Annotated in this window: 15 protein-coding genes and 1 pseudogene; 6 read left to right on the top strand and 10 right to left on the bottom strand. The window is 67.3% G+C overall.

The window, feature by feature from the left end:
* The first annotated feature begins 408 nt into the window (after positions 1-408).
* Positions 409-1,872 carry an MFS transporter gene (locus tag GXB81_RS16505; RefSeq protein ID WP_205989802.1) on the top strand — a complete coding sequence of 488 codons (1,464 nt, stop codon included), beginning with the start codon at positions 409-411 and terminating at the stop codon, positions 1,870-1,872.
* 36 nt (positions 1,873-1,908) lie between these two features.
* Here the strand turns inward: GXB81_RS16505 and ltaE are convergent, their stop codons facing one another.
* Positions 1,909-2,916 carry a low-specificity L-threonine aldolase gene (gene ltaE / locus GXB81_RS16500; protein ID WP_205989786.1) on the bottom strand — a complete coding sequence of 336 codons (1,008 nt, stop codon included), beginning with the start codon at positions 2,914-2,916 and terminating at the stop codon, positions 1,909-1,911.
* A 44-nt stretch (positions 2,917-2,960) separates the two neighbouring features.
* Positions 2,961-3,722 carry a peptidoglycan DD-metalloendopeptidase family protein gene (locus GXB81_RS16495; RefSeq protein WP_205989785.1) on the bottom strand — a complete coding sequence of 254 codons (762 nt, stop codon included), beginning with the start codon at positions 3,720-3,722 and terminating at the stop codon, positions 2,961-2,963.
* Positions 3,723-4,127: 405 nt separating this feature from the next.
* Between GXB81_RS16495 and GXB81_RS16490 the strand changes: the two genes are divergently transcribed.
* Positions 4,128-4,448, top strand: coding sequence for a hypothetical protein (locus GXB81_RS16490; protein ID WP_167039928.1), 321 nt, complete (start codon positions 4,128-4,130; stop codon positions 4,446-4,448).
* 197 nt (positions 4,449-4,645) lie between these two features.
* Here the strand turns inward: GXB81_RS16490 and GXB81_RS16485 are convergent, their stop codons facing one another.
* The 7 genes from GXB81_RS16485 to GXB81_RS16455 form a co-directional block, all read right to left on the bottom strand.
* A complete protein-coding gene (locus GXB81_RS16485) occupies positions 4,646-4,981 on the bottom strand; it encodes a DUF4148 domain-containing protein (protein WP_167039684.1) in 336 nt (111 codons plus the stop codon).
* 289 nt (positions 4,982-5,270) lie between these two features.
* The gene (gene gndA, locus GXB81_RS16480; protein ID WP_167283678.1) at positions 5,271-6,680 is read right to left on the bottom strand and encodes an NADP-dependent phosphogluconate dehydrogenase; all 1,410 of its coding nucleotides are present in this window, start codon (positions 6,678-6,680) and stop codon (positions 5,271-5,273) included.
* Between the two features lie 141 nt (positions 6,681-6,821).
* The gene (locus GXB81_RS16475) at positions 6,822-7,454 is read right to left on the bottom strand and encodes a DUF938 domain-containing protein (RefSeq protein ID WP_167039680.1); all 633 of its coding nucleotides are present in this window, start codon (positions 7,452-7,454) and stop codon (positions 6,822-6,824) included.
* Between the two features lie 83 nt (positions 7,455-7,537).
* Positions 7,538-8,155: a pyridoxamine 5'-phosphate oxidase family protein gene (locus tag GXB81_RS16470; protein ID WP_167039678.1), complete on the bottom strand. Its 618-nt coding sequence runs from the start codon at positions 8,153-8,155 to the stop codon at positions 7,538-7,540.
* A gap of 50 nt (positions 8,156-8,205) precedes the next feature.
* Positions 8,206-9,075: an NAD-dependent protein deacetylase gene (locus tag GXB81_RS16465; RefSeq protein WP_205989784.1), complete on the bottom strand. Its 870-nt coding sequence runs from the start codon at positions 9,073-9,075 to the stop codon at positions 8,206-8,208.
* Positions 9,076-9,104: 29 nt separating this feature from the next.
* On the bottom strand, positions 9,105-9,488 hold the full coding sequence (locus tag GXB81_RS16460) for an oxidoreductase-like domain-containing protein (RefSeq protein WP_167039674.1): 384 nt from the start codon (positions 9,486-9,488) through the stop codon (positions 9,105-9,107).
* A 151-nt stretch (positions 9,489-9,639) separates the two neighbouring features.
* Positions 9,640-10,404, bottom strand: a complete 765-nt coding sequence (locus GXB81_RS16455) for an SDR family oxidoreductase (protein ID WP_167039672.1) — start codon at positions 10,402-10,404, stop codon at positions 9,640-9,642.
* Positions 10,405-10,882: 478 nt separating this feature from the next.
* Here GXB81_RS16455 and GXB81_RS16450 point away from each other — a divergent pair, with 478 nt between their 5' ends.
* Positions 10,883-11,740: a polysaccharide deacetylase family protein gene (locus GXB81_RS16450; RefSeq protein WP_167039670.1), complete on the top strand. Its 858-nt coding sequence runs from the start codon at positions 10,883-10,885 to the stop codon at positions 11,738-11,740.
* A gap of 188 nt (positions 11,741-11,928) precedes the next feature.
* Here the strand turns inward: GXB81_RS16450 and GXB81_RS16445 are convergent, their stop codons facing one another.
* Positions 11,929-13,341 carry a DUF2252 domain-containing protein gene (locus tag GXB81_RS16445; protein WP_167283674.1) on the bottom strand — a complete coding sequence of 471 codons (1,413 nt, stop codon included), beginning with the start codon at positions 13,339-13,341 and terminating at the stop codon, positions 11,929-11,931.
* Positions 13,342-13,805: 464 nt separating this feature from the next.
* Here GXB81_RS16445 and GXB81_RS16440 point away from each other — a divergent pair.
* The 3 genes and pseudogenes from GXB81_RS16440 to GXB81_RS16430 all read left to right on the top strand — a co-directional run.
* Positions 13,806-14,453 (top strand): annotated as a pseudogene (locus GXB81_RS16440) (2Fe-2S iron-sulfur cluster-binding protein); the annotation flags it as partial.
* An 11-nt stretch (positions 14,454-14,464) separates the two neighbouring features.
* Positions 14,465-15,466, top strand: coding sequence for a xanthine dehydrogenase family protein subunit M (locus GXB81_RS16435; RefSeq protein ID WP_205989782.1), 1,002 nt, complete (start codon positions 14,465-14,467; stop codon positions 15,464-15,466).
* Positions 15,463-17,022: xanthine dehydrogenase family protein molybdopterin-binding subunit (locus GXB81_RS16430; RefSeq protein ID WP_205989781.1), on the top strand; the 1,560-nt coding region annotated here is incomplete at its 3' end. The genes GXB81_RS16435 and GXB81_RS16430, both read left to right, overlap by 4 nt.

The following is a 17,022-nucleotide window of genomic DNA, read 5'->3' as shown; positions in this document are numbered from 1 at the left end:
CTCGATGCATCGGCGTAAATGCATGTCGGCGTGAATGGATGCGAACCGGCGGAATCGGCAGATCGGCTCGATGCATGGTCGAATCGGCGGGTTTGCATGCGAAACGGATGGATCGCGAGATACAACTGGACTAAGCCAACGCGAAGGTATCGTCAATGTGAAGATACCGCAGCAGATTGACCGTTAGTTGCGTTTAAAATAAAGACGATGGATGACCCTCAGCCAATCGTCACCCCTCTTCCCCCTTCTTCCTGCCCGCGTCCCTGCACGATTTCCACGTCTCTGCAACAATCGCGACATTGCGCCGCGCCAACCGCCTCGCCACAGCGACGAACCGGACCGCGCGCGCCTCATTCCCACGCAACCCCGCCGCCCGTGCCGCGTCGTCCGACCGGCCGCCGCATCGGCATGCATAACCCGACGAGCCGCGCCTTGTCCGATAAGCTCAGCAACCCCATCAGCGCCGCCGCGCCCACCTTTCCGGCGGACGGCCCGATGTCCGCCGCCAACCGCCGCGCGATGGCCGCGATCATGCTCGCCGTCGCGCTCGCCACGATCGACACCGCCATCGCCAACACCGCCTTGCCCGCGATCGCCGCCGATCTGCACGCGGCGCCCGCGGCATCGGTATGGATCATCAACGCCTATCAGCTCGCGATGGTCGCGACGCTGCTGCCGCTCGCCGCGCTCGGCGACATCGTCGGACACCGGCGCATTTATATCAGCGGCATTGCGCTGTTCACGCTCAGTTCGCTCGGCTGCGCGATGGCGCCGACCCTGCCGCTGCTCGCCGCCGCGCGCATCGTGCAGGGCCTCGGCGCGAGCGCGATCATGAGCGTGAACACCGCGCTGATCCGCTATCTGTACCCGCCGCACCGGCTCGGGCGCGGCCTCGGCACCAATGCGCTGATCGTCGGCGTGTCGTTCGCGGTCGGGCCGACGGTGGCCTCGCTGATCCTCTCCGTGGCGACGTGGCCGTGGCTGTTCGCGGTCAACGTGCCGCTCGGCGTGCTCGCGCTGAGCTTTGCACTACCGGCGCTGCCGCATACCGCGCAGGGCCGACATCAGCTCGATCCGGTCGCGGCGCTGCTCAACGTCGTCACGTTCGCCGCGCTGATCTTCGCGCTCGGCGAGGCGGCGCAGCGCGCCTCGCTGCAGATCGTGCTCAGTGCGGCGGCGCTCGCCGTCGTGTTCGGGCTGCTGCTGATTCGCCGCGAAGCGGGTCATCCCGCGCCGATGCTGCCCGTCGATCTGTTCAGACGACCGGTGTTCGCGCTGTCGGCGGTCACGGCGGTGTGCTCGTTCGCGGCGCAAGGGCTCGCGTTCGTGTCGCTGCCGTTCTATTTCGAAGACGTGCTGCTGCGCAGCCAGGTCGAAACCGGCTTTCTGATGACGCCATGGCCCGTGGTGGTCGCGCTCGCCGCGCCGCTCGCGGGCGGCCTGTCGGACCACTATCCGCCGGGGCTGCTCGGCGCGATCGGGCTTGCGGTGCTGTCGGCGGGAATGGCGTCGCTCGCGCTCCTGCCCGCGCATCCGCACATACTCGACATCGGCATCCGCATGGCGATTTGCGGCGCGGGCTTCGGCTTCTTCCAGTCTCCGAATCTGAAGGCGCTGATGGCAAGCGCGCCGCCGGAGCGCAGCGGCGGCGCGAGCGGCATCGTCGCGACGGCGCGGCTGCTCGGGCAGGCCACCGGTGCGGCATTGGTCGCGCTGTGTTTCGGAATTTCGGGACGGCAGCACGGGCCGACGCTCGCGCTCGCCACCGGCGCGTTCTTTGCCGGCGCGGCGAGTCTCGCAAGCGGCTTGCGGCTGCTTGCGCCATCGCATCGCGCGGGCACGCAGGCGCAGGCGGCGGCGAAAGCGAAGTAAGGCCGTGGGCGGCGCGGGCTTGAAGCCGCGCGCCGATCAGCGCGCCGCGAAATACCCCTTCACCGCGGCGATAAACGTATCGATATCGGCGCGCGACACATCCCGGTGCGTGACGAAGCGCGACGCGTACAGCATCTGCGTGAGGATGCCGCGCGCCTTGAGCCACGCTTCGAGCGGCGCGCAATGCGCTTGCGGGAACTGCGCGAACACCATGTTCGTCGCGACCGACTGCAGCGTTACCTGTTCGATCGCTTCCAGCCCTGCGGCCAGATGCGCGGCGTTGGCGTGGTCGTCGGCGAGACGCTCGACGTTGTGTTCGAGCGCGTACAGGCAGGCCGCCGCGAGCACGCCCGACTGGCGCATGCCGCCGCCGAGCACCTTGCGCCAGCGGTGCGCGAGATCGATCAGCGCGCGGCTGCCGACCAGCATCGAGCCGACCGGCGCGCCGAGCCCCTTCGAAAAGCAGATCGACACGGAATCGAACGGCTCGCACAGCGCCGCGAGCGGCTTGCCCGACGCGACCGCCGCGTTGCATACGCGCGCGCCGTCGAGGTGCGTCGACAGACCGTGCCGGCGCGCGAGCTGCGTCGCCTCGGTCACGTAGCCGGCCGGCAGCACCTTGCCGCCGATCGTGTTCTCCAGCGCGAGCAGGCGCGTGCGCGCGAAGTGATCGTCGATCGGCTTGATCGCGGCGGCGATCCGCTCGAGCGGGATCGAGCCGTCGGCGGCATTGTCGAGCGGCTGCGGCTGGATGCTGCCGAGCACCGCCGCGCCGCCGCCTTCGTATTGGTAGGTGTGCGCCTGCTGGCCAACGAGGTATTCGTCGCCGCGGCCGCAGTGCGCCATCAACGCGGCGAGGTTGCTTTGCGTGCCGCTCGGGAAGAACAGGCCCGCTTCCTTGCCGGCGCGCTCGGCAAGCGTCGCCTGCAGACGCAGCACGGTGGGGTCGTCGCCCCAGACGTCGTCGCCGACTTCGGCCGCCGACATCGCCGCGAGCATCGGCGGAGTCGGACGGGTGACGGTATCGCTGCGCAAATCGATCATAGTGTGTCCCTGTGCGTCCATTGAATGCGGCCTGCGATGCCGCCCTACTTCGGCAACCACGCGAGCGGATCGACCGGCTGGCCGTTCTGGCGCACCTCGAACTGGATCGACGCGACGCCGCGGCTATCGACACCGACCTGGCCGATCGTCTGCCCTTGCGCGACCGCGTCGCCTTCCTTGACGAACAGCTGGCTGTTCTGGCCGTACGCGGTAATCAACGAATCGTCGTGCTTGATGATGATGAGCGGGCCATACGCCTCGATGCCGGTGCCGGCGTAGACCACCCGGCCGGTCGCGGCGGCCTTGACCGGATCGCCGGGACGCCCGCCGATCACGATGCCGTTGGACTTGCCCGCCGAGAACGTCTTGAGAATCGGCCCGCGCAACGGCCATTGCAGCACGCCCTGCTGCGGCGCGGCCGACATGCCCGGCGCGGTGGGCAGCGCGCCCGGCGCCGCCGGCGTCACGGCAACAGGCGGCGTCACCACGCTGCCGGACGCCATCGGCGGAGACACGCGCAGCACCTGCCCCGGCACGACCTGCGCATTGACCACGAGACCGTTCCACGCCGCGACATCCTGTAGCCTGTGGCCATAGGCCGAGGCGATGCCGGCGAGCGTGTCGCCCGGGTTGACGCGATAGAAGCCGGCGGGCACCGGGACCGTGGAGAGGCTCGTCGCATTGGGCGGCGTGCTGCTATAGAACGGCGTGCTGTCCCACGGCATCGTCGTACAGCCTGCGACCATCGCGCCAAGCGCCGCCGCCGTCAGCAGACGAACCCCCGTCAGTTGCCATTGTCCTGTCATGTGATTTTCCTCGACTTGTTCTCAATCGGATTCAATCGACGCCCGAGCATGTGCCGTGCCGCCGCCGTTCGCGGTCCGCCATGTTCCGCCGTTGCCGGCGCGCCGATGCGCGCCACGGTGACGCGCCGCGGTAAAGCTCCCGCTACGGATCGGATGCTCTTCAGCGTCGACGAGCAGTTGGAAAGCGCGAAAAAACCGCGGCTCGTGGACCTGAGCCTCTGGCGACAACGCTCGCGCGGCTGGCCCTATTATAGGTCTGATGGCCCGCGAGCCTTCTTCAGCAAGGCACGCCGGCCGATTCGTCCGATTGGCGAGACCGCCAGGGCGTCGCCTATACTCAGTCAAGCCGCGCGCAGCACGCCTCGCGACAATGCGACAACGTCTGGTTTCTGGGAGGAATCGAGGATGAACAAAGCCACCTTTCTGGCCGTGCAACTCAACGTCGACGATATCGCGGCGTCCCCTGGCCTCGTCGAATTGCTGAACACGCATCTCGTCTTCGCCGCCGACGTGGCCGAAGCCGCCGATGCGCTCGTGCAGCTGGCGAGCATCGCGGGGCTGTCGAGCGGCATCGAGGCGAGCGTCGAGATTCCCGCGCTGGCAGTCGAGCGACTGCGCGAAGCGCTCGACAATCTGAGCGGCTACGACGAATCCTGGCTTCTGGCGCTGGAACCGAGCCGCGCGCTCTTCGACGAAATCGGCCGGCGGCATCGCACGCTGCATTGATACGGATCGCATGGCGAATGTGCCGTAAACGACAAAACGCCACCCGAACCAGCCGGATGGCGTTTTTTCTTGCCCGCCGCCTTCGCACTGTTTCGCGAGACGGCGTCTGCTTCGTTACTTCTACTTCTACCGCAAACTTCTGCTGCAACCTCTACTTCAAACTTCAGTGCAACCCGTAGCGGCGCCTGGCTGGCAAATTAGTTGCCGAAGTACACCGAGTTACGGTCGACCTGGAACGGGGTCACTGCGTGTCCGGCTTGCGAGGTACCGGCAGCCGGGGCGCCGTAGCCGCTCGTGTTCGCGGTGCTGGCCACGACGGCCGTACCGTTTTGCGCCGCGACGCGCGCTTGCGCAGCCTGGATGTTCTCCGGATAGTTCGCGTAGTCGCCGACCGGGCTGTAGCCGGCCTTTTCGAGTTGCACCAGTTCAGCGCGAACCTGAGCGCGGGTCACCGGCTGGCTGGCTTGAGCAAACGAAGCAACCGGAGCAACGAGGGCGGCGGCGATAGCAACTGCGGAAATCAGGGTCTTCATGATTAACCTCCAAATGACTTGTTTGTGATGCGCTTCGGGGGTTTTCTGTTTCTCCCTCAGCGCTTGGAAGCAAGTTTAGGAGGGTCACGATCTAGGGTAAACCCTTAAAACAAGGAAACTCCATTTCGACTTTTGCAACAATCCGCACAAATTGCCGGCCGAGAACCTAATGTGCCGATAGTTTTTAGTAATAATTTTGTCAGCCACCCACGCATTCAAACAAAAAAAGCCCGGCGGTGCCTTCGGTAAGGCGCACGCCGGGCCATCATTCAAACGCCCGGGGAAACGCTCAGGCCCACTGTGCGTGGAAGCTGCCCGGCTTGTCGACGCGCTCGAACGTATGCGCGCCGAAGAAATCGCGCTGCGCCTGCACGAGGTTCGCGGGCAGACGCTCGGAGCGGTAGGCGTCGAAATACGCGATTGCCGAGGCGAACGCCGGCACCGGCACGCCCGCGTTGACCGCGGCCACCACGACTTCGCGCAGCGCCGCCTGGTAGTGCTTCGCGATGTCGCGGAAGTACGGGTCGAGCAGCAGGTTTGCGAGCGCCTTGTCGTTCGCATAGGCGTCGGTGATCTTCTGCAGGAAGCGCGCGCGGATGATGCAGCCGGCGCGGAAAATCTTCGCGATTTCGCCGTAGTCGAGGTCCCACTTGTACTCTTCCGAGGCCGCGCGCAATTGCGCAAAGCCCTGCGCGTACGAAATCACCTTGCTGAAATAGAGCGCGCGGCGCACCGATTCGACGAACGTCTCCTTCGCGGCGTCGAGCGGCTTCGCGGCCGGCCCTTCGAGCACCTTGCTCGCGGCCACGCGCTGCGTCTTCAGCGACGACAGCACGCGTGCGAACACCGCCTCGGTGATGAGCGGCAGCGGCGCGCCGAGGTCGAGCGCATTCTGGCTGGTCCACTTGCCGGTGCCCTTCTGCGCGGCACGGTCGAGAATCACGTCGACGAGGTCCTTGCCGGTTTCGTCGTCCTTCTTGCCGAAGATCTTCGAGGTGATCTCGATCAGGTAGCTGTCGAGCTCGCCCTGGTTCCACTCGGTGTAGACCTTGCCGAGTTCCTCGTTCGACAGGCCGACCACCTGCTTCAACACCGCATAGCTCTCGGCGATCAGCTGCATGTCGCCGTATTCGATGCCGTTGTGCACCATCTTCACGAAGTGGCCCGCGCCGTCGGGACCCATGTAGGCGACGCACGGCTCGCCGTCCGGCGCCTTCGCGGCGATTTCGGTGAGGATCGGCGCGACCAGGTCGTAGGCGTCGCGCTGCCCGCCCGGCATGATCGACGGACCTTTCAGCGCGCCTTCCTCGCCGCCCGACACGCCGGTACCGATGAAGTGCAGGCCCGCCTTCGCGAGTTCCTGGTTGCGGCGGATCGTGTCGGTGAAATGCGTATTGCCGCCGTCGATCAGGATGTCGCCCTGGTCAAGCAGCGGCTTGAGTTGCGCGATGGTCGCGTCGGTCGGCTCGCCGGCCTTGACCATCAGCAGAATGCGGCGCGGCTTTTCGAGCGAGTCGACGAACTCTTCCAGCGTGAAAGCCGGCACCAGTTTGCGGTCCGGATATTCGGCGATGAGTTCGTCGGTTTTCTCGCGGCTACGGTTGTAGACCGACACCGCGTGGCCGCGGCTTTCGATGTTGAGCGCCAGATTGCGGCCCATGACCGCCAGCCCTACCACGCCGATTGCCTGTTTGCCCATGTTGAATTCTCCAGAGTCCAAAAAATGTCGTGTCGCCGCGCGGCAGGAACACCGGGCGCGGCGTCGAGGGTGAAAGGATAAAAGAAATGCGCGCCGGCCGCTTGGCGGCAGGCACCGGGACGCGGGCCGCGGGCGGCGGGTTCAGGTCGCCGCGTCCGCCTTGCCACGCCCCGCCGGCTTCCTGAACACGAGGCTGAAGTTGTTCGCCGGCATCGCGATCGGTTCGTCGCACGCGAGGCCCAGCGCGGCGCCCAGGGCCACGACCGCTGCCATGTCGCGCACGCCCCATTCGAGGTTGCGGCTCTTCAGCCACTGATCGAACGCCTCGTTGCTCGGCGCCGTATGCGCGCCGCCGCGTTTGTACGGACCGTACAGATACAGCACGCCGCCCTCGGCGAGGCGGCGGCTCGCGCCCACGAATAGCGCCTGCGTCGCGCTCCACGGCGCGATGTGAATCATGTTGATGCAAACCACCGCGTCGAGCGTCTCGACGCCCCAGTCCGGCCGATGGACGTCGAGCGCGAGCGGCGCGCGCAGGTTCGGCAGCCCGGCATGTGCGCTCCATGAGGCAATCGACGCGCGCGCTTCGGGGTCGGCATCGCTCGGCTGCCAGTCGAGTCCGGGCAGCGCGCCGGCGAAGAGAACCGCATGCTCGCCGGTGCCGCTCGCGATTTCGAGCACGCGGCCGGTGGCCGGCAGCGCCTCGCGCAGCACGGCGAGGATCGGTGCGCCGTTGCGTTCGGCGGATGGCGAGTGTTGCCGGGCGTCTGTCATGGTGAGGCGTGCGAGAGGTTCGTTCGGGTTAAGGCTTCGGGCTTCGGGCTTCGGGCTTCGGGCTTCGGGCTTCGTATCAAGTATCAATACAGCGTCGCGCGCACGCGGGCCGGCAGGTCGCGGTCGTAAGCGGCGGCGTCGAACTGCTCGCCGTCGTTCGCGGCGATGATGCGCCGCAGGATCTCGCCCGCGCTCGGCAGTTGCGCGCGTTCGAGGTGCCGCGCCGGATCCCACAGGTTCGAGCGCGCCATCGCCTTCGAGCAATGGAAGTACACGGCGTCGACGTCGATCAGTAGCACGGTGCGCGGCCGTTTACCGTCGACAGCGAAACTGTCCAGCCAAGCCGCGTCGGCCGAAATCCGCCCGCGGCCATTCACGCGCAGGCTCTCGCCGATGCCCGGAACGACGAACAGCAGCGCGAGCCGCGGGTCCGCGATGATATTGCGCAAACTGTCGAGCCGATTGTTGCCGGGCCGGTCGGGCAACGCGAGCGTGCGCTCGTCGACGATCCGCACGAAGCCCGGCGCGTCGCCGCGCGGCGAGCAGTCGAGGCCGTCGGGGCCGCTCGTCGCCAGCACGGCGAACGGCGCGGCCTCAATGAACGCGCGATAGTCTTCGTTGACGTGCGCGATTTCCTTGCGCAGCGCGCGCTCGCCCGGCTGGCCGTAGAGCGCTTCGAGTTGGTCGATCGTCGTCAGCATGGACATTCCTGAAAAGTGCGAGAGTGGTTCGGCGCACGGACCCGGATGCGTCACGCGCTCGCCAGCCGCGCGGCGAGTGCGCCCAGCGTGTCGCCGCACGGCGCGGCTACCTTCAGCGACAGCAGCGCATCGGCACGCGTGCGGCCCAGGTTGATCGCCGCGATCGGCTTGCCCTGGCGCTGCGCCCACACGCAGAAGCGATAGCCGGAGTAGACCATCAGCGACGAACCGGCGACGAGCACCGCGTCGGCCGCATCGAGCGCATGCGAGGCTGCTTCGACACGCGTCTTCGGCACGTTCTCGCCGAAAAACACCACCGATGGTTTCAGCATGCCGCCGCAGTTCGAACAGGCCGGCACGCGAAAGCCGCCGAGATCGTGCCACTCCAGGTGAGCATCGCCATCGGCGGCGGCTTCGGCGGTCACGTCGAGCAGCGCGGGGTTGTCCGCTTCGAGCGTTTGCTGGATCGAGGCGCGCGCGTGCTGCATGCCGCAGTCGAGACAGGTCACGCCGTCGATGCCCCCATGCAGCTCGATCACGTCGCGGCTGCCCGCGCGCTGATGCAAACCATCGACGTTCTGCGTCACGAGCGTCGGCACGTGCCCCGCGGCTTCGAGCCGCGCGAGCGCGACGTGCGCGGCATTCGGCTGCGCCCGCGCGACGAGCGGCCAGCCGACCATGCTGCGCGCCCAGTAGCGCTGACGCATCGCGAGCGTGCCGAGAAATTCCTGCAGCGTGATCGGCGGCGAACGTTTCCATGCGCCGTTGTCGTCGCGATAGCCGGGGATGCCGGAATCGGTGCTGATGCCCGCGCCGGTCAGCACGAAAAGGCGCGGATGGCGCTGCACGAAACGATGCAGATCGTCGAGCGTGTGCGAGTCGGTCTGCTGGTCGGGCGGCGTGAGCTGAAGTTCGGTCATGACGGAGACAGTGGAAGATCGTGCGTGCTTCAGCGGCGCGGGCGCGGTTTGCTGCGCGGGGTTGTCGAGCGTGAGGGCCCGGCTTGCCGTTCGGCTTGTGATTCGGCTTGCGGCACGCTTTGCGGATTCGGTCGCGGCTCGCGCTCCGGCTTTTTTTGCGGCTTCTTTCTCGCTTCCTTTAGCGGCTCCTCACGCGCTTCTGTTCGCACTTCCTTTCGTGCAGCCAGCCGCGCGTCCTGCCTGTCCGCCTGGCGCTCGCGCCACACCGACAACGCGATCTCATAGCGTTCGAGCGCCTCGTCGTACAGATCGAACACACACTGCGTGCAGCCGCTATGGCAACAGTCTTCGAGATCGGGTTGCGCGGGCGGCTGCGGCGGCGGATCGTCGTCGCGTGAGGTGGCTCGGGGCACGGCGCGTGGCTTTCGCGTGATGACGGAAAGCGCTCAGTATAAGTTGATCGCGCGCGCCGCGCTCCTGTGCGCGGCGCGGCTTCGTCCGGTTCCGCGCCGCCTGTCCGCGCTCATCTGCCACCTATCCGCCACCTATCCGCCGCTGATACCCTCACCCTCGCCCGACGAACGGCATCTTGCTCGCCATGATCGTCATGAACTGCACGTTCGCCGAGAGCGGCAGGCTCGCCATATGCAGCACCGCATCGGCGACGTGCTGCACGTCCATCAGCGGCTCGATCGCGATTTCGCCGTTCGCCTGCGGCACGCCGCGCGCCATCCGCGCGGCCATGTCGGTGCCCGCGTTGCCGATGTCGATCTGGCCGCACACGATGTCGTACTTGCGGCCGTCGAGCGAGACGGCTTTGGTCAGGCCGGTGATGGCGTGCTTCGTCGCGGTATAGCCGATGCTGTTCGGCCGCGGCGCATGCGCCGAGATCGAACCGTTGTTGATGATGCGGCCGCCGCGCGGGTTTTGCGTCTTCATCAGGCCGAATGCCGCGCGCGTGCAGAGGAACACGCCGGTCAGATTGGTATCGACGATCGAGCGCCATTCGCTGATCTCGAGTTCGTCGATATCGACCGGCGAACCGTTGCGGCCCGCGTTGTTGAACAGCACGTCGAGCCGGCCGAAGCGCGCGCGCAGCGTGTCGAACAGCTGCGCGACGCTGTCGGCGTCGGTCACGTCGCACGGCACCGCGAGCGCCTCGCCGCGCAGCGACTGCGCTTCCTGCGCGACTGCGTCGAGCGCAGCCTGACGGCGCCCCGCCAGCACGACGTTGTAGCCGTGCTCGAGCAGCCTGAGCGCACAGGCGCGGCCGATGCCGCTGCCCGCGCCCGTCACCAGCGCCACTTTTCCGTTTTCCGTGTCCGACATCGCGCATCTCCTGTTGTGCTGGGTTGGGTGGCGGCGCATGACTTGCCGGGGCCGGTTCGCCGGGCGAAGGCCGGTGTCCGCTGCGCCGCTTATCGCCCGGCACCATACAACAGCGGATCGGCGATCGCAAATGCGGCGGCTTGCCGTGGTGCGATTGCCGTCGCGCCGTGCCGGATCGAGGGTGAGGATAATAAGGATGAGCGCGATGAATCGCCCAGGGCGTGACGGCGAATTGCCGCTGCGCGCTCGCATCGGCACCGCCGCATCGCGAGCGGCGTCATCAGCCGCACCCTCGGCCGCATCACCCGCCGTATTACCCGAATCAGCACGCAAGCATGCGACTTTCAGCCCGCTTTCATCGGCCACGATTACCGCTTCACACGCATTCGGGCGCGGCCAACAATGGTATCGTTCGCGCTTGCGCGACGCGCACGATTCACAGCCTTACCGTGACGAAGGCGCACAGGAAGCATGTTTGATGAATGAATGCCCCAACCCGTCGCACGGCGCCGAGCCCGCGCCGCCGCGCCGCTGGCCGCGTACCGGCAATTCCGCGATGCTCAACGGCACGATCGCATGGCACGTCGTGGTGCTCGCCGGCTGGCTGCTCGCGCCGGCCGCGTGGCCGTGGTGGCTCGCCGCGATCTTCGTGAACCATGCGATGTTTACGATCACCGGACTCCTGCCGCGCACGGCGCTGCTCGGGCCGAACTGGACGCGCCTGCCCGCGAGCCCGCACAACCAGAACGCGATTGCCTTGACCATCGACGACGGTCCCGACCCCGTCGTCACGCCGCAGGTGCTCGATCTGCTCGACGCGTTCGGGGTCCGCGCGACGTTCTTCTGCATCGGCGCGCAAGTGGAGCGCCATCCGCGAATTGCACGCGACATCGTCGCGCGCGGCCATGCGCTCGAAAATCACTCGCAGGTTCACGTACATACGTTTTCGGTGACGCTGCCGGGCGCGCTCACGCGTGAAATCGCCGCCGCGCAGCGCACGCTCGAAAACGTGAGCGGCGCGCGGCCGATGTTCTTCCGCGCGCCCGCCGGCCTGCGCAACATCTTTCTCGAACCGGTGCTGCGCAAGCTCGACCTGCGCCTCGCCGCATGGACGCGGCGCGGCTACGACACGCGCGAGCGCAATCCGCACGTCGTCGCGCGCCGCCTGCTCGACGGTCTCGCCGCGCGCGACATCCTGCTGCTGCACGACGGCAATGCCGCGCTCACGATCGAAGGCAAACCGCTGATTCTCGCCGTGCTGCCGAGCGTGATCGAAGCGGCGCGCGAAAAGCATCTGCGTTTCGTGACGCTGCGCGAAGCGCGCGTCGGGGCGTGATGCCCCGATGCGTGATGCGATTGATGCGTCCGGTGCCATCAAGACGGCTAAAGCAACACCACCCAAGCGGCGCATGCGATAGGCGGCATAACGTGCCGCACCCGCTGCCCTTTCACGTCGAACGTTGAAGGCCAAACACCGAAGGCCCAACGCCGAACACCCGCCGCCGAACGCACCCTTCCCCCACACTACACGCGGAAATCCGCCGCCATATCCTCGTCGGTGCGTGCGTCAAGCTCGCCGCTGCGGCACGCCTTGAGAAACACGTCGTAGTCGCGCTCCACCTGGTCCGCGTAGCCGGTCGCATAACCGGTCAACGCTTCGGCAAACTGATCGCCGCGGCCGATATACGAGCTGATCTCGATCGCCTGGCCGCTCGCTTTCGCATGCGCGCGCGCCATGATCCAGCCGCACAGCCGCGCGTAGCCATCGAGCAGATCGCTGTCGAACAGTTCGATATTCGCGGACAGCTTCATGTCGCGCAACTGGCGGAAATAGAAATGCCGGCCGAGCGGCCCCGTCGCCCAGCCGAGGAAGATATCGCTCGCGGCCTGCAGCATGCGCTGCCCGTACACGACGCGCTCGCCCTCGTGTTTGACGGCCGGCGCCTTGTAGAACTGCGCGATGACCGAAGGCCGCGCTTCCTTCAATTGCAGAAACAAGGGCTTGTCCCTGTGATCGACGAGCAGCACCGCGAGGCAGCGCGTACCGACACTGCCGACGCCCACCACCTTGAACACGATGTCCTGCATCGTGAAGTGATCGAGCAGTTCGCGGCGGTCGTGCGACATCGTCTTGCGGTAATCGGCCCAGACGTGCTCGACCATTTTGTCGACGTTGCCCTTGCGGTAGGTGTCGGCGTCTTCCGCCGTGAACAGCGTATTCGCGCCGAGCACGTGAAAAAGTGCGGGCGGCGCATCGTGGACCTTCCAGCGCTCGCCGTCGAACGAGGCCATTTTTTCGAGCAGGCTCTCGTTCGTGCGGCTCGCGGCTTTTTCCATGCCGCGCCGTATCGCGCGCCGGCGCTCGGGCGTCAAGGCGGTTTCCGCCATCAGGTCGAAGGTGACGCGGTCGTACCAGAGTTCGAGCGCGCCGCACTGCGCATACTGGGCCATGCGATCGCGGTACGAACGGACCGCCGTCATCACGAGGCTTTCCGCCGTGCCGCGGCTCAGGCGCATCTGGCGCGCGGCCACCACGAAGCTCGCGGTCAGGCGTTTCAGGTCCCATTCGAAGGGACCGACCGAGACTTCGTCGAAGTCGTTCAGATCGAAGACCAGTTGCCGCTCGGGCGTCGCGAACCCGCCGAAGTTCATCAGATGGCCGTCGCCGCAGATCGGCATGCTGAGGCTCGTATCGGGCACCTTGCTCAGGTCGTGCGCCTGCAGAATCGCGCTGCCGCGAAAGAACGCGAAGGGCGACGCGGCCATGCGCCCGTAGCGCAGCGGCACGAGATTTTCGATCCGGCCGGCGCTGCTCTGCTTCAGAAGCGCGAGCGGATCGCGGTGCAACTCGCCGACCGCGCGATGGCTCGAGCGTTTCGAATGCTCGCGGGCGGCGCGCCCGCGCGCTTCCCGCTCGGCAATGGTGCTGGCTTTCATGCTGTTTCTCCGTTTGCGTCCTGATCTGGCGATGACGGGGACTGCATAGATCGCGGCGACTGCCCCTGCGATCATAGCGGGTCGGAACAGGTCATCGGTAAAAATGTTGCCCCGGCGATTCGCCCCGAGCGAACGAATGCGGCAACGCGCCCCGCCTCCTCATTCATTGCGAATATCGACCTGCGTTAATTGCGCAGATCGGCTTTGCTCTCCCCATCAATTTTTAATACCGTTGTACCTGCAACGGCACCGAATTTGCTGCGCACGGTTTGTTTCGACGCGATGCGTTGAATCTCGACGCATCGTCAGCCTGCATTGGCCTTTCAATGGAGTCAACGGAACGTCATGTCCACGCACACCGAATGCCCGGATTCGGGCGACCCCGCCCTTCCGGAACAACGCCCGGAACCCGCCCACCTCGCCCACCCCTCGCCCACCCCTCGCAACCTTCTCAACCTTCTCAACCCTCTCAACCCTCACGCCGCCGCTTTCTCCAGTCGGCCGCCGCCGCCGCGACGATCGGCGCGGCACCGCCTCTGCGCGCGCAAACTGAGGCACCAGCCCCAGCCACGGCCACGCCGCCAGCCAATCCGGCCGTGCCGCCGCGCCCGGTCGCGTTGAACGTCAACGGCCGCGCCTACTCGCTGCAACTCGAACCGCGCGTGACGCTGCTCGACGCGCTGCGCGAACACGCCGGCCTGATGGGCACGAAAAAAGGTTGCGACCGCGGCCAGTGCGGCGCCTGCACGGTGCTCGCCGACGGCCGCCGCATCAACTCGTGTCTGACGCTCGCGGTCATGCACGAAGGCGAAAACATCACGACCGTCGAAGGACTCGCGACCAACGGCGTGTTGAGTCCGCTGCAACGCGCGTTCATCGAGCACGACGCGTTCCAGTGCGGCTACTGCACGCCCGGGCAGTTGTGCTCCGCGACGGCCCTGCTCGGCGAGTTCCGCAACGGCGCGGCGAGCGCCGCGAGCGCCGACGTGCGCACGCGTCCCGCCGCGCTTTCCGACGCGGAGATCCGCGAGCGCATGAGCGGCAACCTCTGCCGCTGCGGCGCCTACGCGAACATCGTCGCCGCGGTGCGCGCCGCGCACGGCAACGCGTAACGGAGACCGGCATGGATGCGATCTCCTACGAACGCGCCGGCGACGTCGCGAGCGCGCTGCGCGCCGCGCAACAACCGGGCGCGGTATTTATCGGCGGCGGCACGAATCTGCTCGATCTGATGAAGGGCGGCGTCGCGCGGCCCGTGCGGCTCATCGACATCACGCATATCGACGGGCTCGATGCGATCACGGCGCTGCCCGGCGGCGGCATCCGCATCGGCGCGCTCGTGCGCAACAGCGATGCGGCCAATCACGCGCTCGTGCGCGAATCCTACCCGTTGCTATCGCAAGCGCTGCTCGCGGGCGCGTCGGCGCAGTTGCGCAATATGGCGACGGTCGGCGGCAATCTGCTGCAACGCACGCGCTGCGGCTATTTCTACGACACGGCCTTCACCCAGTGCAACAAGCGCCTGCCCGGCAGCGGCTGCGCGGCGCTCGGCGGACACAACCGCATGCACGCGATTCTCGGCGCGAGTCCGCAATGCATCGCGGTCAATCCGTCCGATATGAGCGTTGCGCTGGCCGCGCTCGATGCGACCGTGCGGGTGAGCGGCGCGAACGGCGAGCGCACGATCGCGTTCGCCGATTTTCATCGGCTGCCCGCCGACCGGCCCGACGTCGATACGACCCTGCTGCCCGGCGAGCTGATCACCGCCGTCGATCTGCCGCCGCCGCTCTTCAGCGCGCACTCGCACTATCTGAAAGTGCGTGACCGCGCCAGTTACGCATTCGCGCTGGTCTCGGTGGCCGCCGCGTTGCAGATGGACGGCGCGCGCGTAGAGACCGCGCGCATCGCGCTCGGCGGTGTCGCGCCTAAACCGTGGCGCGCGAGCGCGGCCGAACGGATGCTGGCCGGCCAGCCGCTCACGCAGAGCACGCTCAGGAACGCCGCCGCAGCCGCGCTCGACGGCGCGCGGCCGCTGCGCGACAACGGCTTCAAGGTGCAGCTCGCGCAACGCGCGATCGTGCGCGCGATCAACGAGGCGGCCGGTTACGCGGGAGGTGTCGCATGAATCTGATCGGCCAGCCGCTCAATCGCGTCGACGGCCTGCTCAAGGTCACCGGCGATGCGCGTTATGCGGCCGAATTCCCCGAAGCGCGACTCGCGCATGCGGTGCTCGTGACCAGCACGATTGCGCGCGGCACGATCGCGTCGATCGATGCGAGCCATGCCGAGGCCGTACCCGGCGTGCTGCTCGTGATGACCTGCCGGAACGCCCCGCGCCTGCCGAACGGCGGTCAGCCCGCGCTCGCGCCGCCGGCCGGGCGGCGTCTGTCGCTCCTGCAGGACAACGAAGTGCATTACAGCAACGAGCCGGTCGCGGTGGTGGTCGCCGATACGCTCGAACATGCGACCGATGCCGCGCGCCAGCTGCGCATCGTCTATCGGGCCGAGGCCGCGGCGCTCGACTTCGCGCAGGCGAAGCCGAACGCGCATGCGCCCATCAAGCCGCAAGGCCGTCAGACCGACACGCAGCGCGGCAGCTTCGAGGACGGCATGCGCGGCGGCGCGGTGCATATCGAGGCGACCTATACGACGCCGATCGAGCATCACAATCCGATGGAGCCGCACGCGACGATGGCGCGCTGGGACGGCCCGCAACTGACGCTCTACGATTCGACCCAGGGCGTGAGCAACGCGGCGCAGGCGGTCGCCAGGGTGTTCGGCATGCCGGCCGGCGACGTGCGCGTGATCTCGCCGTTCATCGGCGGTGGCTTCGGCGGCAAGGGCTCGTCGTGGTCGCACGTATCGCTGTGCGCGATGGCCGCGCGGCAAACCGGACGGCCGGTGCGGCTCGTGCTCGAACGTCCGCAGATGTTCGGCCCGGTCGGCGCGCGCCCGCGCACCGAGCAGCACTTCGTCATCGCGGCGCGGCGCGACGGCACGCTGACCGCGATGCGCCACGACAGCTTCTCGAACACCTCGACGATCGAGGACTGGACCGAGACCTGCTGCATGGTCACGCGCATGCTCTATGCGGTGCCCAATCAGGTAACGACGCACCGGCTCGTGCCGCTCAATCTCGGCACGCCGACCTTCATGCGCGCGCCCGGCGAAACCACGGGCTCGTTCGCGCTCGAATCGGCGATGGACGAACTCGCTGCCGCGCTCAAGATGGACCCGCTCGCGCTGCGCCTCAGGAACTACGCCGAGCGCGATCCGCAGGAGAACAAACCGTGGTCGGGCAAGTCGCTGCGCAAGTGCTATCAGATCGGCGCGGAAAAATTCGGCTGGTCGCGCCGCTCGCCCGCGCCGCGCTCGATGCGCGACGGCAACACGCTGATCGGCATGGGCATGGCGACCGCCACCTATCCGGCCAACCGCAGCGAGGCGGCGGCGCTCGCGCGCATTCTGCCGGACGGCACCGCGATGGTCGCCTCGGGCACCCAGGACCTCGGCACCGGCACCTATACCGTGATGACCCAGGTCGCCGCCGATGCGCTCGGCTTCGCGCCCGAAAACATCCACTTCGCGCTCGGCGATTCGACCCTGCCGCGCGCGCCGGGCTCGGGCGGCTCGCAATCGGCGGCAAGCGTGTCGCCGGCCGTGCGCGAGGCGGCAAGCGCG

It is taken from the genome of Paraburkholderia sp. Ac-20336, from assembly GCF_017105025.1.
GTDB lineage: Bacteria > Pseudomonadota > Gammaproteobacteria > Burkholderiales > Burkholderiaceae > Paraburkholderia.
Note: the sequence above shows the minus strand (reverse complement) of the source record. Positions and strands in the feature narration are given on the sequence as shown.